This window comes from Paramicrobacterium salitolerans, from assembly GCF_051513965.1.
Taxonomy (GTDB): Bacteria; Actinomycetota; Actinomycetes; order Actinomycetales; family Microbacteriaceae; genus Paramicrobacterium.
Window position 1 is genome coordinate 3,048,757 of sequence record NZ_CP195847.1, and the last position, 19,317, is coordinate 3,068,073.

Below are 19,317 nucleotides of genomic sequence, written 5' to 3' on the forward strand. Positions count from 1 at the left end.
TATCACCATGACAGCACACGAGTCCTAATGGCGGGTGTACGGCAGGCGGCGAGCCGCTAACGCGGCTGCTCTTCGTGCGACCGGACTTCGTGCGCTTCGCCTCCGTGCGGCTGCCTCTGTGCCAGCACCGCGGCCTCCGTACGCGTGGCGACGCCGAGCTTCCGAAGAATCGCCGACACATGCACACTCGCGGTCTTCGCACTGATGAACAGTCGCTCACCGATCTGTCGATTGCTGAGCCCTTCAGCGACGAGCGCGAGCACCTGACGTTCGCGGGACGTGAGCACATCGACGTCATCCACCGGTGCCACCCCCGCGGCACCCTGCGTCGCCGTCCCTTGACTGGCCACACTCAACCCAGCAGATCGGGCGAACTCATCTATCTCGCTCTGCAGCGGCACATGGACCAGCTCGGATGCCGCCGCCCGGGCTTCGGTCACAACCACACGCGCCCCCGACCGATCGCCCGCACTGACAAGCGCACGGGCGAGATGCAACCGCACCAGAGGGCGGAGCACCGCAGAGATCACGGGGTCACTGGATGCCGCGACAGCAGCACGCACCTCGTCGACGGCCGACGCGACCGGGGGAGTGGTCAGCCCCCACACGACCTGAGACATCGCCTCAAGGCGCACTGCTTCGGGGAGGCCGTTCCACCGCTGTCTCACAAAGTCGGCAGCCTCTGCTGCAGAATCATCGGCATTCAGCACGTGCAACCGCGCCACGATCGCCGCGCCGTCCAGAAGCAGACGACGCTGCTGCAGAACGTGCCCTCGCTCAGTGTCCTCGGTGAGAGCATCCCGAAGCTCACACCACGCACCCCACCAGTCCCGCGCAGCCGTCGCAAGTGCGACCTTGATGTCGATGAGCCCGTACCAGACCTGGTGCTCGACCTTCGCGGTCACGACAAAACCCGGCAGCCATTCCTCCGCACGTCGCTTCGCTGTCTCGACGTCGCCTCTCCACAGAAGCGCGTGAATCTTGGTCCGCTGCGTGTACGAGGCGGGAACCGTGAGGCTGCCAAGCGCGAGAGCCCGTTCGATCACCTGCTCCGCCTCGTCGATGTCGCCGAGCCCGAGGAGCGGGTCGACCATATTGTGCAGCAGAATCGACCCCGAACTGCGCTCGACTCCCAGCTCAGTCGCCCGCGCATGTCCCGCCCGAGCGACATCGAGAGCCTCCTGGTACTGACCCATGAGGTTCAGGAAGTCGGAGTAGTTCACGTGAAACCGCAGTCGTGGGCTCGGCTCGACCGCATACGCTCGGGCGATCTCGATATCTGCGAGCGCTTCGTCGATGTGTCCGAGCGCCGCCCGCGACATTCCTCGCAGATTCGCCGCGATCGACACCTCTGCATCCGCTCCCGCGGCGGTCCCCACCTGGAACGCCGCATCCGCCGTCACGATCGCCTCGTGCGAGTCACCACGCAGCATGTACCGACCGCCCAGAAGATACAGAAGAGTCGCCCTCAGCTTCTCGTCGTGCACATGACCCGGATGCTCGTCCTCAGCGTCGCCCATGAGCGCCAACGCATCGATGAGAAGCGGAATCGATCCGTCACGCCCCAGGTTCGCGAGATACAGCGCCTTGTCGCGAAGGAGTCGGACGAACACAGAAGGCTCGACGGGGGAGCGCTCCGCCTCATCGAGGGCAGCCCTGACGAGTGCGATCGCACGCTCGCCTGCACCGGCATTGCGGTGAATCGACGCCACCCGCGCCAGCAGTTTCACCCGCGACAGACCGGCCCGCTCTTCGGCATCCTCGACTCTGTCCCACAGGTCGATCGCGAGCTCACCGAGCCGACCGGCGGTTGCGTAAGCGTAGGACCTCTTCGCCTGTTCCATCGCGTCGACGGATGCCGTGAGCGCCCGCGCATACTCGTGAGCACCGAGCAGGTGATAGGCGATCGCCGACCGCGACTCGAGTTCGGCCTGCGCCTCAAGGGCCTGAGCGAATGCGAGATGCACGCGACTGCGCTCTCCCGGCAGCATCTCGTCATGCACGGCCTCACGCAGCAGCGCATGCCGAAAGCAGTATGCCTCCGCTCGGACAGTCAGGATGTCCGCAGTGATCGCCGCACGCAACCCGGTGTCCAGCGCGTCATCGGTGCCGTCCACAGCGGCTCGAAGCACCGAGTGCGGCGTCCAGTCCTCGGCCGCTGACAGCGCACGCAGAATTCGCTGTGCATTCTCGTCGAGCACGTCGTATCGCGCGAGCAGAAGATCACGCAACGTGTCGGGCATCGGCCCGGTCGAGCAGTTCGAGAGCTCCTCCACGAAGAACGGGATGCCTTCGGTGCGCTCGAACACGCTGTCGAGACGACCCTCATCGATCTCTCCGTCATGAAGCGAGCTCATGAGGTCACGCACCTCGTCGCGCGTGAGGCGTCTCAAATCGACTCGTTCGATGAGTCGAGCCCGCTCGCTCTCAACGATGAACTCGCGCACGCGCGAACCTCGACGGGCGTCCTCCGGGCGGCAGGTCGCGACGATCATGAGTCGTGCAGTGCAGATCGCTCGCATGAGAAAGCGAAGCATCGTCAGGGTCGACCCATCGGCCCAGTGCAGGTCTTCGATCAGCAGCACGAGCGGCGCTTTCGCGGCATACGTCTCAATCAGTGTTGCAACCACGTCGTGCAGACGGCTGGAACTGACTTCATCCCAGTCGACCGGCCCATCACCCAGTTCAGGAAGCAGCAGCAGAAGCGCATCGCGACCGGGACCCGCCGCGTCGAGCGCAGCATTCGCCCCCATACCGTGCACAAGCTCACGCAGAATCGAGATCAGCGGACCATACGGAATGGGCGTCTCTCCCATGTTGATGCACTGGCCCGAAAGCACGTTCGCTCGACGTTCGATTCCCTCCCGAAACTCTCGCATCATGCGGGACTTGCCGATGCCGGCCTCTCCCGAGAGCAGCACCGTGCGCGGGTCACCGTCGAGAGCTGACGCGAAGACCTCGCACAACCGCGACAGCTCTCGATCGCGCCCCACCATCACGGTGCTTGTCCGCGCTGCCACCATGCCTACATCGTGCCATGGGGCACCGACATCGAACAGGGTCATCGACGTCCGTCACCGCCCGATGGTCACAGAAGCGGACGTCACGCGCTCCGCAGACCGATTCCGACGCCGCTGCAGTGCACGAACGTAACGTGCAAGAGCAGTTACTACGCGACCAGCGCGCTTCAGAACGCGACGTCGCAGAATCTGGTCGGGGTTCTCCTCGAGCGCGCGGCGATAAGCCATCCGACGCTCAAGATCACGCTCATACTGCTTGTAAATGGTCTCGTAATAGACCTCCGGTGCGAGATACATGTCGCAGCCTCCTCGTGGTGCCTGTCACCACCTCAAGGTTCGGAGGTAAGGAGGGGTTTCATCATCGGGAGGATGCCTTATCTTTCGACGCCCACACCACGGCCAGGCAGTCTCGCACTAAGACGCCTCCGCTCAGGGATCGCACTCCCCGCTCAGGGGAGGAGAAGGATGCCGTCGTCCACGAGCTCCCTCACCTGCGGCACGAGCTGCGAGGCGAGAGCTTCCTCATCGACCTGAAGCAGCTGTGCGAGCGCCCCGACGATGGCCCCGAGCGAGAGTTCGCCGTCACACGCGCCGACGAGCGCAGAGAGCGCCGTGTCGACCGGTCGAGTACGCCCGAAGCCGCCACCCTGCCTCAGCATCATCGTCGTCGGGTCCTCGGCGCCAGGCCAGAAGTGCCTCTCCTCTGTGACGTCGCCCGACACGGTCAAGGAGCACGTCGCCAGTTCGGCATCCGTCATCGACCTCGCTCGATCCGCAGCACTCATACACTGGGCGACGTGCACACCGAGACCCGTTTCATTCTGACCTGCCGGCGTCTGTAACCTCTCATACCGGTTCCAGGTGGAGCCCGACGAGTCCGCACGGAGCCGCAGAATCACGTACCCGAAGCCCACCGCACGCACACCACGCCGGTCGAAGTCGTCGAGCCATGCGTCCGAGAGTGTGTCGTACTCAGGAGATCCCGGTCGCGTCCCACCGTCACGTATCCACGTTTCGGCATATTCTTCGGGGGACTGCACCTCGCGTTCGATCACCCAGGAATCGAGCACACCATCGGCGGTGCCTTCGACCCAGGATGCGACGCGATCCAGACCGGATGTCGCGCCGGAGTACTCCCAGTTGGCGAGCATCTGCACTGTGCCGTCTGGCGTGAGATGCGCCGCGCTCTGCGTGATCACCTCACGTACGATCGCGTCGCCGACGAGTCCGCCGTCGCGGTATTCGTAGGCAGGAACATCCGCTCGACGAGGGGTGATGACGAATGGCGGATTGCTGACGATCTGATCGAAGAGCTCACCCTCAACAGGTTCGAAGAGACTTCCGTGACGAAACTCGATGTTGTCGATGCCGTTCAGCTCGGCATTGAGCCGGGCCATCTCGAGCGCCCTCTCTGAGATGTCGGTCGCTACAACGCGCTGTGCGTGCCGCGAGGCATGCATCGCCTGGATCCCACAGCCCGTACCGAGGTCGAGCACGCTCTGCACTGGCTTCTGGAGCATGAGTCCCGCGAGCGAGAGCGACGCCCCACCGACGCCGAGCACGTGATCCTCTCCGAGCTCTCGGCCCAGTGCCAGTTCGCCGAGGTCGGAGACGATCCACCAGCTGCCCGCACCCGTCGCATCGATGAAGCTGTAGGGTCTCAGATCACGATTCGGCCGGATGCTGTCGCCCGACGCGTCGACGAGATCGAGCTCCTCCGCACCGTCGACGCCAAGTGTCGGGAGCGCTTCGTGAAGCGCTGACCGATCCACTGGCATCCCCAGGACGAACAAGGTGGCCAGCGTGCTGGCTGGCGTGGGTTCCTGCGTTCTGAGTCGGCGAAGTGCCGGCACCCGATGGTTCCGGTGTAGCGCCTGTTCGGCATCCTCACCCCAGAGTTCCGTCAGCGCGGAGACAGTGAATTCCGCGGCAGTCAGGTCGGCGCTGAGCTTCTGAGCGAGAGATCGTGGCACGCGCACATTCTCTCAGGTGAACGGCGGTGTCTGTCTCGTCTACGCCGCAAGCACCGACACCGCGTCAGCCCTCGGTAACGCTCCATTCGCGTTTCCCGCACCTGCGCAACCAGCCGCGTACCCCCGTATCGCACGCCTCGGCACCTCGACGTAACCCCGCAACCCGGTTACGTCACGAGAAGCTCCTTTGCGTAATCATCGACTGCCAACCAGCGGACACCGTTTCGGTGACTGATGAGCTGCGCACGCACGAAGATGCGCCGGTCTCTGCAGGCATCCGCCATGGCCCGCGCCCACGCTGCGTCACACGGTGAAACGATCTCGTCTGCGCGTCGCTCCCAGACGAAGATCACCTGTTTCGCGTCATATTCCTCCATGAGCATAGAAGCGAGAGCAGTGAAACTCGCCACCGCGGCCTCGTCCGGTTCAAGCGGGTACCCCTCAATCGGCACGAGCGTGTCGAGCTGTCGATCCTCTCCGTCGAGAAACAGCATCCACCACTGTCTTTTGATAGCGCGTCCGACCAGCGCCCTGACTCTGTCTTCGATCTGCTGGTCGCTCCTCAGGGGAGCGGCAGCAGCGTCATCTGCGTGTATTGACATACGACGATGGTGCAGGGATGCCTCGACTCACGAGCCACGCAATCTGCGTTCTGTGGATGAATGTTCTCTCCACAGCACAGCTCTCGACGCTGCCGCTTCATTCGTCCACAGACAGACGAAGTCACGCCTCTGTCCACAGACGGCCCTCGGCTGGACGCAGTGTCGGCGATCTCTGATTGAGTGGGTGCGTGACCCACGACACACGAACCGCTGCACTCGAGCTTCTGCGCCGCCTGGTCGGTCGCGATGATGCCGACTTCCATGAGGGCCAGTTCGAGGCCATCTCGGCACTCGTCGACCATCGCGAACGGGCTCTCGTCGTCCAGCGCACCGGTTGGGGCAAATCCGCCGTGTACTTCGTCGCGACTCTTCTGCTTCGGCAGCGCGGCGCTGGTCCGAGCATCCTCGTCTCACCACTGCTCGCTCTCATGCGCGATCAGGTCGCCGCCGCTGCGCGCGCCGGCGTCCGCGCGGCCTCCATCAGCTCGGCAAACGCTCACGAGTGGGACGACATCATCACCGCACTCGACCGCGACGACGTCGATGTCCTCCTCGTCTCACCAGAGCGCCTGAACAATCCCTCTTTCCGCGAGAACCAACTCCCCGAGCTCGTCTCGCGTACCGGATTGCTCGTCGTCGATGAAGCGCACTGCATTTCGGACTGGGGCCACGACTTCCGGCCGGACTACCGACGCCTGCGCGACCTGGTCTCGCGGATGCCGCAGGACGTCCCCGTCCTCGCGACGACCGCGACAGCCAACCAACGCGTCGTCACCGACGTCGCAGAACAGCTGAGTTCCGGGGGACAGCACGTCGTCACCATCCGGGGCCCGCTTGCTCGCCAGTCCCTTCGCCTCGGCGTACTCCAGCTCCCCTCGAACACCGAACGCCTCGCTTGGCTGCTGACTCACCTCGGCGATCTGCCCGGAAGCGGCATCGTATACACACTCACCGTGTCCGCTGCAGAAGACATCGCACGTCTTCTGCGCGACGCGGGGCACAATGTCCTCGCCTACACAGGTCGCACCGATCCCGCCGAGCGCGAACGTGCAGAAGCCGCTCTCAAATCCAACGAGGTCAAGGCACTGATCGCCACGAGCGCCCTTGGCATGGGGTTCGACAAACCCGACCTCGGCTTCGTCGTCCACGTGGGAGCGCCGTCGTCGCCCGTCGCGTACTACCAGCAGGTCGGGCGAGCCGGTCGCGCCACCGATCACGCGGATGTTCTTCTGCTTCCGGGGGAAGAAGACCAGGCGATCTGGCAGTACTTCGCCACAGCATCGATGCCGAACGAACAGGCGGCACACGCCGTCATCGAGGCGCTTCAATCGTCCGACCGTGTGCTCTCCACTCCAGCCTTGGAGTCCCGCGTCGATCTCAAGCGCACGACTCTTGAGCTCCTCCTCAAGGTGCTCGACGTCGATGGCGCCGTCCAACGCGTCTCTGGAGGTTGGCAAGCGACCGGTCACCCCTGGACCTACGACCGAGAGCGATACGAGCGCATCGCAACGGAGCGTCGGGCGGAGCAGAACGCGATGCTTGAGTATGAAGCTGGACGTGAGTGCCGTATGGCGTTCCTCCAGCGCCAGTTGGACGATGACACTGCGTCCGCGTGTGGCCGCTGCGATGTGTGCGCCGGTGCGTGGTATCCGACGGGATCCGACGACTCTGCATCGAGTGCAGCGGCTCAGAGCCTCACCCGCGTCGGGGTCGTCATCGAGCCGCGTGCCATGTGGCCGACCGGCTCCGATCGGGTCGGTCTTCCCGTGAAGGGACGCATCCCCGCCGAACAGCAGCTTCGCCCGGGGCGAGCACTTGCACGACTCACCGATCTCGGCTGGGGCGGCCGCCTTCGTGAGATCTTCGCAGCGGATGCCGTTGACGGGCCGATCGATCGCGCCACACTCGACGCCTGCGTGCGTGTGCTTGCCGACTGGGAGTGGGAGCAACGACCCGCCGCCGTTGTGAGTATGCCGTCAGACACGAAGCCCCAGCTCATTCAGTCTCTCGCCGAGGGCCTCGCATCGATCGGACGCCTGCCATATCTCGGTGCCCTCCAGGCAGCGAACGATGCGGCACATGCTGGCCCCATGAACAGCGTCTTCCGGCTGGCATCGGTCTGGAGTCGCTTCAGTGTCGGGCCAGAACTCGTCTCACGTTTGGATGAGAGCGGGGGAGCACCGGTTCTGCTCGTCGACGATCGAGTGGACAGCAGGTGGTCGATCACCGTGGCCGGTCAGCGGCTGATCACTGCGGGAGCGGGAGCGGTGCTTCCGTTCGCACTCGCCCTTCAGGCGTGAGCGGCTTGGAGGACGTCAGTCAGCGTGCCTCGGCTTTACGAGCGCAGTCGATGCATAGTGTCGTGTACGGACGTGCTTCGAGGCGAGGACGTCCGATGGCGTTGCCACACGACTCGCACATTCCGAACTCACGTGCCTCAATCCGTGCCAGCGCGGCATCCACCTCGCGCAGCTCGGCCTCGCCCTCGGATTGGAGCCCCGTCAGTTTCGACCACTCGTCCGACATCGTCGGGCCCTCAGGGTCGTGCTCATCGTCATTCGTGCCTTCGCCGAGCGACTCGCGCACCTGGGCCAGAGCGTCATCGTTCGATCGCATCATCTCGACGAGCTCGTCTCTCCGCTTGCGCAGAAGATCGGCGAAATGCTCCAGTGTTGTGTCGCTCAGTCGTGAAGTGGCCATAGACCATCGTGGCACATTCCAAGCGATTCGCGCGTGATTACGCCTATTCGCAGTGTCGCAGGAACACGACGTACCCTGAGGGTGCACACGATGCACCACGGAAGAGAGCACGCGCATGAGCCAGTCGATCGAGCAGCTCCGGGCGGACGCCCGCGTCGAGCTCGACGTGCTGATCGAGCACCACTCGCGCGATGGTGAGGACCCGTGGGAGTTCCTCCACGCCCTTCCCACCGTCGACGAGTTGGTCGTCCGAGCGCTTCGCGATGACGAGCTCGAACGCCGTGGTTCCATGGCCGAGTATCTTCTCGCCCGAATGGCCCAGCGAACGAACCGACCCGACGCAGACGCCCTGCGCGCAGACGCCGATCGCCTTGAGTACGACATTCTCCGGGAGATCGCTCACCGGCATCCCGAGCTGACGCGCGCCGTGTGGACTTTGGCAGGCGACCTCAATCACGCTCGTCGGTCGCCCGCAGAATCGGCGACTCCGCGCCCCGAAGACTAGGCCGCCACCGCCGCGCTCAGGCAAGCCTGTGGATCGTCAACGTAGAATCGGCTGAGCCCTCGCACGTCGCGAGTCGCTCCGCGATCACTATGAACCTTCCTTCGACACTTGCGCGCGCGGCCGTCATCACCGCAGTCTGCGTGGCGACCCTCGGGGTCAGCCCGTCAGCCGCACATGCCGCCGTGTCGACTGGCCACCCAGCCACAGGGACAGTCACAGCAGCCTCCCCAGACGACGAAGGCGCGCTTCTGAGCGTCGAACTCCTCGACACCCCCATCGAGCCCGACGGCGAGCTCCGCGCGAGCATCACTGTTACGAATTCCTCCGACACTCCACTAGCCACCGGTCACGTCGTTCTGTCGTCATCCACCACACCGTTCGCTTCGCGCGACGAACTCGCCGACTACCTCGACCTCGCATCCTCAGACAACCTGACCCCGAACACGCTCGACACAATCGACGTTCCCAGCATCACGCCGGGCTCCACGTGGACGAGCACACCCGTGACGGTCACGACCGAGGACCTCCAGCTGGGGGACGACTTCGGAGCATATGCTTTCTCTGGCACATACGTTGCGGGGGAGCAGACGGCCCAGTCACGGGACGCTTTCGTCCTCGACACGGGCACAGCTCCGGGCACGGCGAACATCGCCGTGGCGGTTCCAATCACCCTTCCTCCAGACTCTGCATCGATGCTCTCAGCCGATGATCTCGAGGCGTTCACAGGGGAGGACGGACTCCTGACCCGTCAACTGGACGGTGTGCTCGGGCATCCGGTTGCCATTGCCATCGACCCGAGAATCATCGCGTCGATCCGAGCATTAGGCACGGCCGCTCCCGAAACAGCCACCGAGTGGCTTGAACGCCTCGACGCGGCGAGCAACGATATATTCCCTCTGCAGTATGCAGATGCAGATCCGACTGCTCAGCTCCAATCCGGCGCCTCCTCGCTTCTCGCACCGACATCGCTCGACTTCGGTATGGACCCGAAGAACTTCACTCCTGTCGAACCGGAAGAGCCTGAGACGGAGACGCCGACGGGATCACCGACCCCCGCGGGAGCTGGCACCGAGACGACTCCGACGCCCACTCCGACAGTCGACCCGAACGGCACTCCCACACTCGACGCGCTCCTCGCCTTCGACTACACGTTCCCGTCGGCACTCTGGCCCGCAGATGACACGGTGACCGCCGATGACATCACGGCCCTCACGAAGGACGGCTTCGGGCCGATCGTCGTCTCCAGTTCCAACACGTCGGCCGGCGCTCACACCACGGTTCCAGGACGCATCAGCCAGGGCGAATCCGACCTGCTCATCTCCGATTCGGCCGCATCCGATGCACTGAGGTCGGCAATCTCCGCACGCAGCGACACCGCACAGAGTGACGCGATGGCGACCTTGGCCGCTGAGCTCGCCCTGATCGGTGCCGAATCGGGCGCTTCAGGCCGAAGCATCCTGCTCACACTCGATCGCACCGTCCCCACGAGCGCTGACCGCATGTCCTCCGTGCTGTCAGACCTCGGGGATCTCACGGGCGTGTCCATGAAGAGCCTCTCCGCATTCAAAGCGGTCGATGAATCCGGAGTCACCGTCGCGGACAAGCCTCAAACAGAGGAGCGCCTCGACGCATTCACTCGAATCCGCTCGTACGACGACCGCATCGAGGCGTTCTCCACGGCACTCGACGATCCGTCGATTCTCATCGGTCGACAGGATGCCGCGAAGCTCACGACCTACTCCGTGGGCTGGCTCGAAGACCTCGAGTCCTGGAACAAGGCGGTCACCGAGTTCGAGTCCTCGACTCAGCACGTCCTCACATCAGTGACGATCGTGCGCTCGAGCCCGATCCTCATGATCGCGGACCAGATCTCCATCAAGATCTCGGTTCGCAACACCCTCGATCTGCCGGTGAACGTCATTATGCGCGCGTCTCCCGACAACCCGCGTCTCAAGGTCGAGCAGTCGGATCAGACGCAGATCCCCGCGAAGACGCAGCAGTCCGTCTCCATCCCGGTGACCGCACGACTCGGAAACGGCGACGTGAACCTGCGTCTCTTCCTGTACACCCCCGAGGGCGTCTCACTCGGAGACAGCTCAACCGTGCCGGTCACGGTGCGTGCCGACTGGGAGCGCATCGGCACCATTATCTTGATCGGGGGAGTGACGCTCCTCTTCGTGTTCGGTGTGATCCGCACGGTGCTGCGCCGTCGTCGTGAGCACGAAGCCGCTGACACGGACACGGCCGAAAGCCCTGCAGAGACAGACGCTGACTCAGGCGCCCCAAGTGACGCCGACACTGCGAATGGTGAGAACACCGCGGACGAGACGGGCGCAGCAGACGACGCGAGAACGGAAGATGCAGACGGACCGACCGCCGACGACCACGACGGAGATCGCAATGGCAGCTGACACCGCGCCGAGTGCCGGCGAGCCGACGGGTGAGAACGAGTCGGTCGGCCGGGCAAGTCTTTTCCTCGCCTCGGGCACGATCGTCTCGCGGCTGCTCGGTTTCGCGAAGGCAGTGCTTCTCGCCATGGCCGTCGGAAGCGTCGGAAGCGCGAGCGCAGACGCGTTCGGCGTAGCGAACCAGCTGCCGAACCAGATCTACTCGATCGTCGCGGGGGGAGTGTTCAGCGCCGTCCTCGTCCCGACCATCGTCCGCGCGATCGTCGGTGTCGACCGTGGGCGCGCCTACATCAACAAGCTCCTCACTGTGGCGCTGGTCATCCTGCTCGCGGTCACGCTCGTCGTCACCCTCGCCGCACCATTCATCATCAATCTGTATCTGGCGAGCGGCAACATCGATCCGGATGCTCGTGCACTCGCGACCGCGTTCGCCTACTGGTGTCTTCCCCAGGTCTTCTTCTACGGCCTCTATTCGCTGCTCGGTGAGATCCTCAACGCGCACAAGCTCTTCGGCCCCTTCACGTGGGCTCCCGCCCTCAACAACGTGATCGCGATGGCCGGCTTGGTCGCGTTCATGGTGATCTTCGGGGCGGATGCCTCCGGAACACGTCTCGTGACGGAGTGGACCGACAGCATGATCTGGCTCCTCGCCGGCTCCGCGACGGCCGGCATCGTCGCCCAAGCTCTCGTGCTGTTCCTCTTCTGGCGACGCATCGGCCTGCGCTATCGCCCCGACTTCCATTGGCGAGGCGTTGGACTGCGCCAGACGGGGAAACTCGCCGGCTGGACCTTCGCCTCTCTGCTTCTCACCCAGCTGGGTGGCTTGGTTCAGACGAACGTGTCATTCCAGGCGGCCGGCCACGGCGCATCCACCGCGACTCTGCAGAACTCGTGGCTCATCATCATGCTGCCGCACTCCGTTATCGCGGTGTCGGTAGCCACGGCATATTTCACGCGCATGGCCGAGCATGCCAACGAAGGCCGCATCGAGCGTATGAAGGAGGATGTTGCGAAGGCCGCGCGCCAGATCACACTCCTCATCGTGCTCGCCGGCGCCGTGATCGCTGTCGTCGCACTGCCGTTCTCGAGCCTCTTCACCGGAACGCTTGCTCAGGCCGGCCAGATGGCCTTCGTCATCTTCGGTTACCTCGGCGATCTGCTTCCGTTCACTCTGCTCTTCGTCATCCAGCGAACATTCTTCGCCCTCGGCGACACGCGCACACCTTTCTTCTCCACAATCGTCCAGGCCGGCCTGTTCATCCTTCTCGCCCTGTCCTGCGCCCTGCTCCCGCCGGAACTCATCGGCGTCGGTCTCGCGATCTCCATCTCCGTCGCCGGCACCGCGCAGCTCATCGTCGGTTATCTGCTGCTTCGCCGTAAGATCGGCGGCCTCGGTGCACGACCGGTTCTCTTCGCGATCCTGCGCTTCATCGCCGCCTCGATTCCGGCGGCGATCATCGGATGGCTCATCACGTTCTTCCTCGGCGCCACCCGTGAGGACGGTTTCGCCGTGAGCTCCACACTGGGAGCAGTGGCCACGATGGCGCTCGTGGGAACAGTGATGGCCGTCGTCTACTTCGGCATCCTCGTCCTCATGCGCACTCCGGACCTGAAGGGGGCCCTCGATCCAATACGTCGCCGCTTCATGAGCGGTCGCTGAAACAGCATCCATCCCTGGAATAGACCGTCGTTACACTGTGTTCTACCAGGCAGAGCAATCGTCAGGAGTATCCGCGTGCACAACGTCATCATCATCGGCTCGGGTCCCGCCGGCTACACCGCCGCCATCTATGCGGCTCGGGCACAGCTTGAGCCTGTCGTCATCGCCAGTTCGGTTGCCGCAGGCGGCGAACTGATGAACACCACAGAGGTCGAGAACTTCCCGGGCTTCCCCGAGGGCATCCAAGGCCCCGATCTCATGATGAAGATGCAGGAGCAGGCCGAACGCTTCGGGGCCAAGGTCGTCTACGACGACGTCGACTCGCTTGAGCTCGAGGGGCCGGTCAAGACTGTGAAGACAATGCTGGGCGAGACCTACGAGGCCCGCACCGTCATCGTCGCCACGGGCTCCGCGTACCGCAAGATCGGCATCGAAGACGAAGAGCGCCTTTCGGGTCGCGGCGTCAGCTGGTGCGCCACGTGCGATGGCTTCTTCTTCAAGGACAAGACCATCGCCGTCGTCGGCGGCGGTGACTCCGCAATGGAGGAGGCCACGTTCCTCACACGCTTTGCGTCGAAGGTGTACGTCGTCCACCGTCGTGACGCACTCCGTGCCTCGAAGATCATGCAGGAGCGCGCATTCGCCGACCCGAAGATCGAATTCGTCTGGAACAACGAGGTCATCGGCATCAGCGGTGAAGACAGCGTCACCGGTCTGACTCTGCGCAGCACCGAGGACGGCTCCGAGTCGACTCTCGACGTCCAGGGGCTCTTCGTCGCAATCGGAAACGACCCACGCACTCACCTCGTCCACGGGCAGCTCGATCTCACGTCCGAGGGCACAATCGCCGTCGAGGGGCGCTCGTCCAGGACGAACCTCCCCGGCGTCTTCGCAGCGGGCGATGTCATCGATCCGACGTACCGGCAGGCGGCCACCGCTGCCGGCAGCGGAACAGTCGCGGCACTCGACGCAGAGCATTACCTCGCTGCACTGAACGAGGCGGGCGAACCGGATGCCGGTGTCGACCAGCTCGCCGGCAACATCGCCTGACCGCAGCATCCATCAATGAAGGAGACACAATGACCGCTCGCGCAGTGACCGAGCAGACGTTCGAGGAGGAAGTCCTCAAGTCTGACAAGCCCGTACTCGTCGACTTCTGGGCTGCATGGTGCGGACCGTGCCGCATGGTCTCGCCCATCCTCGACCAGATCGCCGAGGAGAACAGCGACAAGATCGACATCGTCAAGGTGAACGTCGATGAGAATCCGAACCTCGCTATGCAGTACCAGATCACGTCCATCCCCGCGATGAAGGTGTTCAAGGGCGGCGAAGTGTCGACGTCCATTATCGGAGCCAAGCCGAAGGCTGCCCTCGAGGCCGACCTCTCGGCGTACCTGGCCTGATCTGATCCGAAGGGCCCGCGCCGAATCCTCGGCGACGGGCCCTTCGGCGTTTAACGAGGATTCCTCCATTCGTCGTCGCCGAATCAAGGCGACTACCATGAACTCCAAAGCAGAAACGGATTCACGTGTCAGAACAAGGTCGAACACCAGCCCCCGGAAACAATCTCGATCCCTGGTACTCCAGCTACGCTGCCCGCGCCGCCGGACTCGCCGCAAGTGAGGTTCGAGCCCTTTTCGCCGTCGCCTCGCGTCCCGAGGTGGTCTCTCTGGCTGGCGGGATGCCGTATGTCTCCGCTCTGCCCGATGATCTGATCCGCAGTGCCCTCGACCGCGTCATGACCGAACAGGGCCCCACAGCGCTCCAATACGGCTCAGGTCAGGGGGTTCCCGCACTCCGTGAGCAGATCCTCGATGTCATGGCGCTTGAGGGAATCAACGCGAGCGCTTCAGATGTCATTGTGACCACTGGAAGTCAGCACGCACTCGAGCTGTTCAGCAAGCTGTTCCTCGACCCCGGCGATGTCGTCATCTCCGAAGGCCCGAGCTACGTCACCGCAATGGTGATCTTCAAGAGCTACCAAGCCGAGGTCGCTCACGTCCCCATGGACGACGACGGCCTTCAGCCGGAGGCACTCCGTGAGCGCATCGCGAATCTCAAGGCTCAGGGCAAACGCATCAAGTTCCTCTACACGATTCCGACGTTTCACAACCCTGCCGGTGTCACTCTCGCTGCTCAACGACGCGCAGAGATCCTGGAGATCGCCAAAGAGAACGGCATCCTTGTCCTCGAAGACAACCCTTACGGTCTGCTGTACTTCGACAAGCAGCCACCCAACGCACTTCGGTCACTTGACGAGGACGGCGTGGTCTACCTCGGCACGTTCTCAAAGACTCTCGCCCCAGGGTTCCGCGTCGGGTGGGCGCTTGCCCCACACGCGATCCGCGAGAAGCTCATCCTCGCGAACGAAGCCGCGATCCTCTGCCCCTCGTCTTTCAGCCAGCTCGTGATCTCTGAATATCTGACACAGGCCGATTGGAAGGGACAGATCGACACGTTCCGAGGCGTCTACAAGGAGCGCAAGGAGGCGATGATCTCGTCTCTCAAGGAGTATCTGCCGGGCTGTACCTGGACGAACCCCACGGGTGGCTTCTACGTGTGGCTCACACTCCCTGAAGAGCTCGACTCCAAGGCGATGCTTCCTCGCGCCGTGAAGGAACTCGTGGCCTACACACCGGGGACCGCGTTCTACGGCGATGGGGGAGGACGCCAGAACATGCGCATCTCGTTCTGCTACCCGACGCCGGAGCAGATTCGCGTCGGCATTCGACGTCTCGCAAACGTGGTCAACGGCGAACTCGATCTGCTGCACACGTTCTCCGGCTCCGGTCGCCTTCCTGACTCGCCCTCGTCGGGACGATACAACGCACCTCCACCGGACCTCTCCTGAGACGAAAGAGACGAAACACCTGATCATGACTAAAAACAACGGTCTTAATGTCACGGTTCTCGCTGGTGGCATCTCACACGAGCGCGACGTGTCACTTCGCTCAGGCGCACGTCTCTCCGACGAACTCCGCCGCGCTGGGCACACGGTGACCGTCCGTGAGCCTAACGCGACTCTCTTCGCCGATTTGAATGATGCGGCACCCGATGTCGTCTGGCCCGCACTTCATGGTGCCGGCGGCGAAGACGGAGCCCTTCAGTCACTGCTGCGAGCCCGTGGCATCGCCTATGTCGGATCCGACTCGGAAGCCGCCGGTCTTGCATGGTTCAAGCCGACGGCGAAGGTCCTTGTCGATCGGGCCGGGTTCGCCACGCCCAAGTGGCTCTCTCTTCCGCAGGAGACATTCCGCGAGCTCGGCGCCGGGGGAGTGCTCGGCGAAGTGCTCGCCGGAATCGGAACGCCAGCCGTCGTCAAACCAGCACAGGGTGGCTCGGCACAGGGAGTCACGATCGTCGAGGACGAAAACGCGCTGCCTCGCGCGATGGTCGATACGTACACCTACTCTGAGACCGCGCTCGTCGAACAGAAGGTGACCGGTGTCGAACTCGCGATCACCGTCATCGACACCGGCGACGGTCCACGCGCACTTCCCGCCGTTGAGATCGAGCCGGTCTCAGGCGTCTACAGCTTCGAGGCACGATACAACGCGGGGGAGACCATGTTCTATGCTCCCGCTCGAATCGAGGATGCCGTCGCCGAGCGCGCCGCCGAGACAGCCGTTCAGATCCACACTCTTCTCGGCCTGCGCCACATCTCACGCATCGATGTGATCGTCGATGCTGAGGGAGTGGTCTGGTTCCTCGAAGCGAACATGCTCCCCGGTCTCACGGAGACCTCACTCGCGCCACTCGCGATCCAGGCAGCAGGTCTCACGCTCAGCTCCGTCTACGACGAACTGGTGCGCTCCGCCGCAGCCTGATTGTCCCCAGACAGAAAGAGGGGCGGTCGCTTCGCGACCGCCCCTCTTCGATGCTCAGCACCGGTTTCTGTGTCATCCACTGTACGGTTCTTCACCGATCTCTGCAAGGATACGATTGAGGTCGCCGATTGTCGCGAAATCAACGACGATCTGGCCTTTCTTCGCACCGAGCGTGACTTTCACACGCGTATTGAGGCGATCTCCAAGGCGCGATCCGACAGAATCAAGCTGGTTACGGCGCGTTCCGGCCTTCGGCTTCGGCTTGTTCGCGGCTGACATGCGTTTGGCGGCCTCTTCCGCCGCACGAACTGAGAGCTCTTCGTTGATGATCTTCTCGGCCAGACGCTCCATGAGCTTGGGATCGGAGACGGACAGAATCGCCCGAGCATGCCCAGCACTGAGAACACCAGCCGCAACCTTGGCCTGAACGATCGTCGGCAGACGAAGAAGGCGAAGCGTGTTCGTGATCTGAGGGCGAGAACGACCAATGCGATCTGCGAGCTGCTCTTGATTGATTCCGAAGTCTTCGAGGAGCTGCTGATACGCAGACGCCTCTTCCAGGGGATTCAGCTGAGATCTGTGGAGGTTCTCGAGAAGCGCGTCTCGGAGCATCGCGTCGTCGGAGGTCTTCTTGATGACCGCCGGAATGGTGTCGAGGCCGGCTTCTTTAGCGGCACGCAGACGCCGTTCACCCATGATGAGTTCATAGACGCCCTCGTCGTCATGCGGACGCACCACGATCGGCTGCAGCACCCCGAACTCACGGATGCTGTGGACAAGTTCTGCGAGCTCGTCTGGATCAAAATTGGTTCGCGGCTGGTTCGCATTGGGTACGATCGCGGCGGGATCAAGAGCAACCAGCTGTGCCCCCGGAACCGTCTGGAGAGACTGCTCAGCCGCTTCCTCAGACGGGGGAGCGGTCACAGTGCGCGAGGTCTCGGGAAAGAACACATCAACCGGTCGCGCTGTGTCTCCGCCCTCGTTCTGCGTGGGGATGAGTGCACCGATACCGCGGCCGAGACCAGTTCGTCGAGTTGCCATTACTTGCGTACCTTCTTTCGCGAGGGTGCTCGCTGCGCAATTTCGGCAGCTGCTTCAAGATACGAGACAGCGCCTATGCCGCTCGGATCGTAGGTGATAACGGTCTGCCCGAAACTCGGTGCCTCTGAGATTCTCACAGCACGCGGGATGACAGCTTTAAGGACCTGGCTGGGGAAGTGCTCACGGACATCGTCCGCGACTTGATTGGCCAGATTCGTTCTGCCGTCAAACATCGTAAGGAGAATCGTTGAGAGTTCCAGCGTGGGATTCAGATGCTTCTGAATGAGACGAATGCTGCCGAGCAGCTGACTGAGTCCCTCGAGTGCGTAGTATTCACACTGAATCGGAATCATTACTTCTGTAGCCGCGACAAAGCCATTGATCGTGAGGAGCCCGAGAGAAGGCGGACAATCGATGAAGATGTAGTCCCAAGGCTCTTTGGACTTTCGAGCCCTGTCTACGAACTCATCTAATGCCGTACGAAGTCGGTGCTCTCGTGCGACCTGCGAGACCAGCTCGATCTCAGCGCCCGCGAGATGAATCGTCGATGGCACGCAGTAGAGAGTGTCGGCTTCAGGGCTCTTCTGAATGACGTCCTCCAGCGGGAAGTCATCGATGAGGACGTCATAGACACTGGGCACCTCGGAGGTGTGATCCACACCTAGTGCAGTTGAGGCGTTCCCCTGCGGATCGAGATCAATCACAAGCACTTTGAGCCCGTGCCGGGCGAAGGCGGCCGCGATGTTGACCGTTGTCGTCGTCTTCCCGACTCCGCCTTTCTGATTGGAGATCGTAAAGACTCGTGTGTCGGCCGGGCGAGGGACTTCAACGTCACCCAACGCTTTGCGACGACTTGTGAGAGCAGCAAGATCGCGGGCGAGGGGAGTGGATGCGTCAAACGAGACGTCTGTCATGCGATTGCCCCCGTTGCGTGACCATGTTTCACGTGAAACCCTCCCGTCGAAACCGTACTCATCAACTGTACGCGTTTCAGTGCAATCCCGCATGCTTCTGTGAGGCGTTCGGAGGACGCTACTCACCCTGTGGATGGATCAGATGTTTCACGTGAAACATTGCCTCCAGTGAACGAGGCTAACTCGACAGTTTCCTCGAGTTCACGCGGAAGTAGCGCCTTTGGATGGCGTTGCCCGACGGGTGACGGCTGTCGAGCTCGCGACCAAGAGTTGCTCGATGATTGACGCGGCCGCGTCGCTCTGCTGGGAGACTTGTCGCTGAGGAGATTGCTCCTGATTTCACAATTGCCGAGCCGTCCAAACCGAGCTCGTTCTGGCTCCTTGAAGTTTCATCGTCGCTGACGACGGAGAGCCAGCTGAGTACTTGTCGAGGGACTCCGGGGTCGCGCTTCCACTCCTCCTCACGTCCACACCTCAACCTCGGTACTTCCAGTGCTGTCGCACAATGGCGGTGCGCCCGCAATCACCCGAAGTACGCGTGCGAGCATCACTACTATCTACCTCCATTCCGCGCGCACCAGACGCTGTGGACACCCACAAGTGCCAGTCCAGCTGGGGCGGTAGCGAACCACTCATGAACCCGGGGCTTGGGGGAGTCCAGGGACAA

15 protein-coding genes are annotated in these 19,317 nt (G+C 63.0%); 8 read left to right on the forward strand and 7 right to left on the reverse strand.

Features of this window, described 5'->3' with window-relative positions; translation table 11 throughout:
• Nucleotides 1–56 precede the first annotated feature (56 nt).
• From ACSAGD_RS14670 to ACSAGD_RS14685, 4 genes are all read right to left on the reverse strand, one after another.
• Nucleotides 57–3,023: a helix-turn-helix transcriptional regulator gene (locus ACSAGD_RS14670; protein ID WP_437583523.1), complete on the reverse strand. Its 2,967-nt coding sequence runs from the start codon at nt 3,021–3,023 to the stop codon at nt 57–59.
• A 51-nt stretch (nt 3,024–3,074) separates the two neighbouring features.
• Nucleotides 3,075–3,317, reverse strand: coding sequence for a hypothetical protein (locus tag ACSAGD_RS14675; protein ID WP_437583524.1), 243 nt, complete (start codon nt 3,315–3,317; stop codon nt 3,075–3,077).
• 152 nt (nt 3,318–3,469) lie between these two features.
• Nucleotides 3,470–4,999: a class I SAM-dependent methyltransferase gene (locus ACSAGD_RS14680; protein WP_437583525.1), complete on the reverse strand. Its 1,530-nt coding sequence runs from the start codon at nt 4,997–4,999 to the stop codon at nt 3,470–3,472.
• A gap of 161 nt (nt 5,000–5,160) precedes the next feature.
• A complete protein-coding gene (locus ACSAGD_RS14685) occupies nt 5,161–5,595 on the reverse strand; it encodes a hypothetical protein (protein WP_437583527.1) in 435 nt (144 codons plus the stop codon).
• A 188-nt stretch (nt 5,596–5,783) separates the two neighbouring features.
• Between ACSAGD_RS14685 and ACSAGD_RS14690 the strand changes: the two genes are divergently transcribed.
• Entirely contained in the window at nt 5,784–7,895 is a 2,112-nt protein-coding gene (locus ACSAGD_RS14690) for a RecQ family ATP-dependent DNA helicase (protein WP_437583528.1), read from the forward strand.
• Nucleotides 7,896–7,914: 19 nt separating this feature from the next.
• On the opposite strand, the gene ACSAGD_RS14695 is transcribed toward ACSAGD_RS14690, so the two are convergent.
• Nucleotides 7,915–8,295: a TraR/DksA family transcriptional regulator gene (locus ACSAGD_RS14695; RefSeq protein ID WP_437583529.1), complete on the reverse strand. Its 381-nt coding sequence runs from the start codon at nt 8,293–8,295 to the stop codon at nt 7,915–7,917.
• Between the two features lie 115 nt (nt 8,296–8,410).
• Here ACSAGD_RS14695 and ACSAGD_RS14700 point away from each other — a divergent pair, with 115 nt between their 5' ends.
• The 7 genes from ACSAGD_RS14700 (at nt 8,411) to ACSAGD_RS14730 (ending at nt 16,695) form a co-directional block, all read left to right on the forward strand.
• On the forward strand, nt 8,411–8,800 hold the full coding sequence (locus ACSAGD_RS14700) for a hypothetical protein (RefSeq protein WP_437583530.1): 390 nt from the start codon (nt 8,411–8,413) through the stop codon (nt 8,798–8,800).
• 89 nt (nt 8,801–8,889) lie between these two features.
• Nucleotides 8,890–11,211: a DUF6049 family protein gene (locus ACSAGD_RS14705; RefSeq protein ID WP_437583531.1), complete on the forward strand. Its 2,322-nt coding sequence runs from the start codon at nt 8,890–8,892 to the stop codon at nt 11,209–11,211.
• Nucleotides 11,201–12,868: a murein biosynthesis integral membrane protein MurJ gene (murJ, locus tag ACSAGD_RS14710; protein ID WP_437583533.1), complete on the forward strand. Its 1,668-nt coding sequence runs from the start codon at nt 11,201–11,203 to the stop codon at nt 12,866–12,868. The genes ACSAGD_RS14705 and murJ overlap by 11 nt, the downstream gene beginning before the upstream one ends.
• 75 nt (nt 12,869–12,943) lie before the next feature.
• Nucleotides 12,944–13,918, forward strand: a complete 975-nt coding sequence (trxB, locus tag ACSAGD_RS14715) for a thioredoxin-disulfide reductase (protein WP_437583535.1) — start codon at nt 12,944–12,946, stop codon at nt 13,916–13,918.
• Nucleotides 13,919–13,947: 29 nt separating this feature from the next.
• Entirely contained in the window at nt 13,948–14,271 is a 324-nt protein-coding gene (trxA, locus tag ACSAGD_RS14720; RefSeq protein ID WP_437583537.1) for a thioredoxin, read from the forward strand.
• A gap of 125 nt (nt 14,272–14,396) precedes the next feature.
• Nucleotides 14,397–15,719: a PLP-dependent aminotransferase family protein gene (locus ACSAGD_RS14725; protein ID WP_437583538.1), complete on the forward strand. Its 1,323-nt coding sequence runs from the start codon at nt 14,397–14,399 to the stop codon at nt 15,717–15,719.
• A 25-nt stretch (nt 15,720–15,744) separates the two neighbouring features.
• Nucleotides 15,745–16,695, forward strand: coding sequence for a D-alanine--D-alanine ligase family protein (locus ACSAGD_RS14730; protein ID WP_437583539.1), 951 nt, complete (start codon nt 15,745–15,747; stop codon nt 16,693–16,695).
• A gap of 72 nt (nt 16,696–16,767) precedes the next feature.
• On the opposite strand, the gene ACSAGD_RS14735 is transcribed toward ACSAGD_RS14730, so the two are convergent.
• Together ACSAGD_RS14735 and ACSAGD_RS14740 are read right to left on the reverse strand one after the other, a co-directional pair.
• On the reverse strand, nt 16,768–17,736 hold the full coding sequence (locus ACSAGD_RS14735; RefSeq protein WP_437583540.1) for a ParB/RepB/Spo0J family partition protein: 969 nt from the start codon (nt 17,734–17,736) through the stop codon (nt 16,768–16,770).
• Nucleotides 17,736–18,650 carry a ParA family protein gene (locus ACSAGD_RS14740; RefSeq protein WP_437585184.1) on the reverse strand — a complete coding sequence of 305 codons (915 nt, stop codon included), beginning with the start codon at nt 18,648–18,650 and terminating at the stop codon, nt 17,736–17,738. The genes ACSAGD_RS14735 and ACSAGD_RS14740 overlap by 1 nt, the downstream gene beginning before the upstream one ends.
• Nucleotides 18,651–19,317 lie beyond the last annotated feature (667 nt).

What these genes read in the sequence shown, in the direction of transcription:
- ACSAGD_RS14670 (WP_437583523.1), bottom strand. Translation starts at nt 3,023, where the DNA reads ATGGTGGCAGCGCGGACAAGCACCGTGATGGTGGGGCGCGATCGAGAG.
- ACSAGD_RS14675 (WP_437583524.1), bottom strand. Translation starts at nt 3,317, where the DNA reads ATGTATCTCGCACCGGAGGTCTATTACGAGACCATTTACAAGCAGTAT.
- ACSAGD_RS14685 (WP_437583527.1), bottom strand. Translation starts at nt 5,595, where the DNA reads ATGTCAATACACGCAGATGACGCTGCTGCCGCTCCCCTGAGGAGCGAC.
- ACSAGD_RS14695 (WP_437583529.1), bottom strand. Translation starts at nt 8,295, where the DNA reads ATGGCCACTTCACGACTGAGCGACACAACACTGGAGCATTTCGCCGAT.
- ACSAGD_RS14700 (WP_437583530.1), top strand. Translation starts at nt 8,411, where the DNA reads ATGAGCCAGTCGATCGAGCAGCTCCGGGCGGACGCCCGCGTCGAGCTC.
- ACSAGD_RS14705 (WP_437583531.1), top strand. Translation starts at nt 8,890, where the DNA reads ATGAACCTTCCTTCGACACTTGCGCGCGCGGCCGTCATCACCGCAGTC.
- murJ (WP_437583533.1), top strand. Translation starts at nt 11,201, where the DNA reads ATGGCAGCTGACACCGCGCCGAGTGCCGGCGAGCCGACGGGTGAGAAC.
- trxA (WP_437583537.1), top strand. Translation starts at nt 13,948, where the DNA reads ATGACCGCTCGCGCAGTGACCGAGCAGACGTTCGAGGAGGAAGTCCTC.
- ACSAGD_RS14730 (WP_437583539.1), top strand. Translation starts at nt 15,745, where the DNA reads ATGACTAAAAACAACGGTCTTAATGTCACGGTTCTCGCTGGTGGCATC.
- ACSAGD_RS14735 (WP_437583540.1), bottom strand. Translation starts at nt 17,736, where the DNA reads ATGGCAACTCGACGAACTGGTCTCGGCCGCGGTATCGGTGCACTCATC.
- ACSAGD_RS14740 (WP_437585184.1), bottom strand. Translation starts at nt 18,650, where the DNA reads ATGACAGACGTCTCGTTTGACGCATCCACTCCCCTCGCCCGCGATCTT.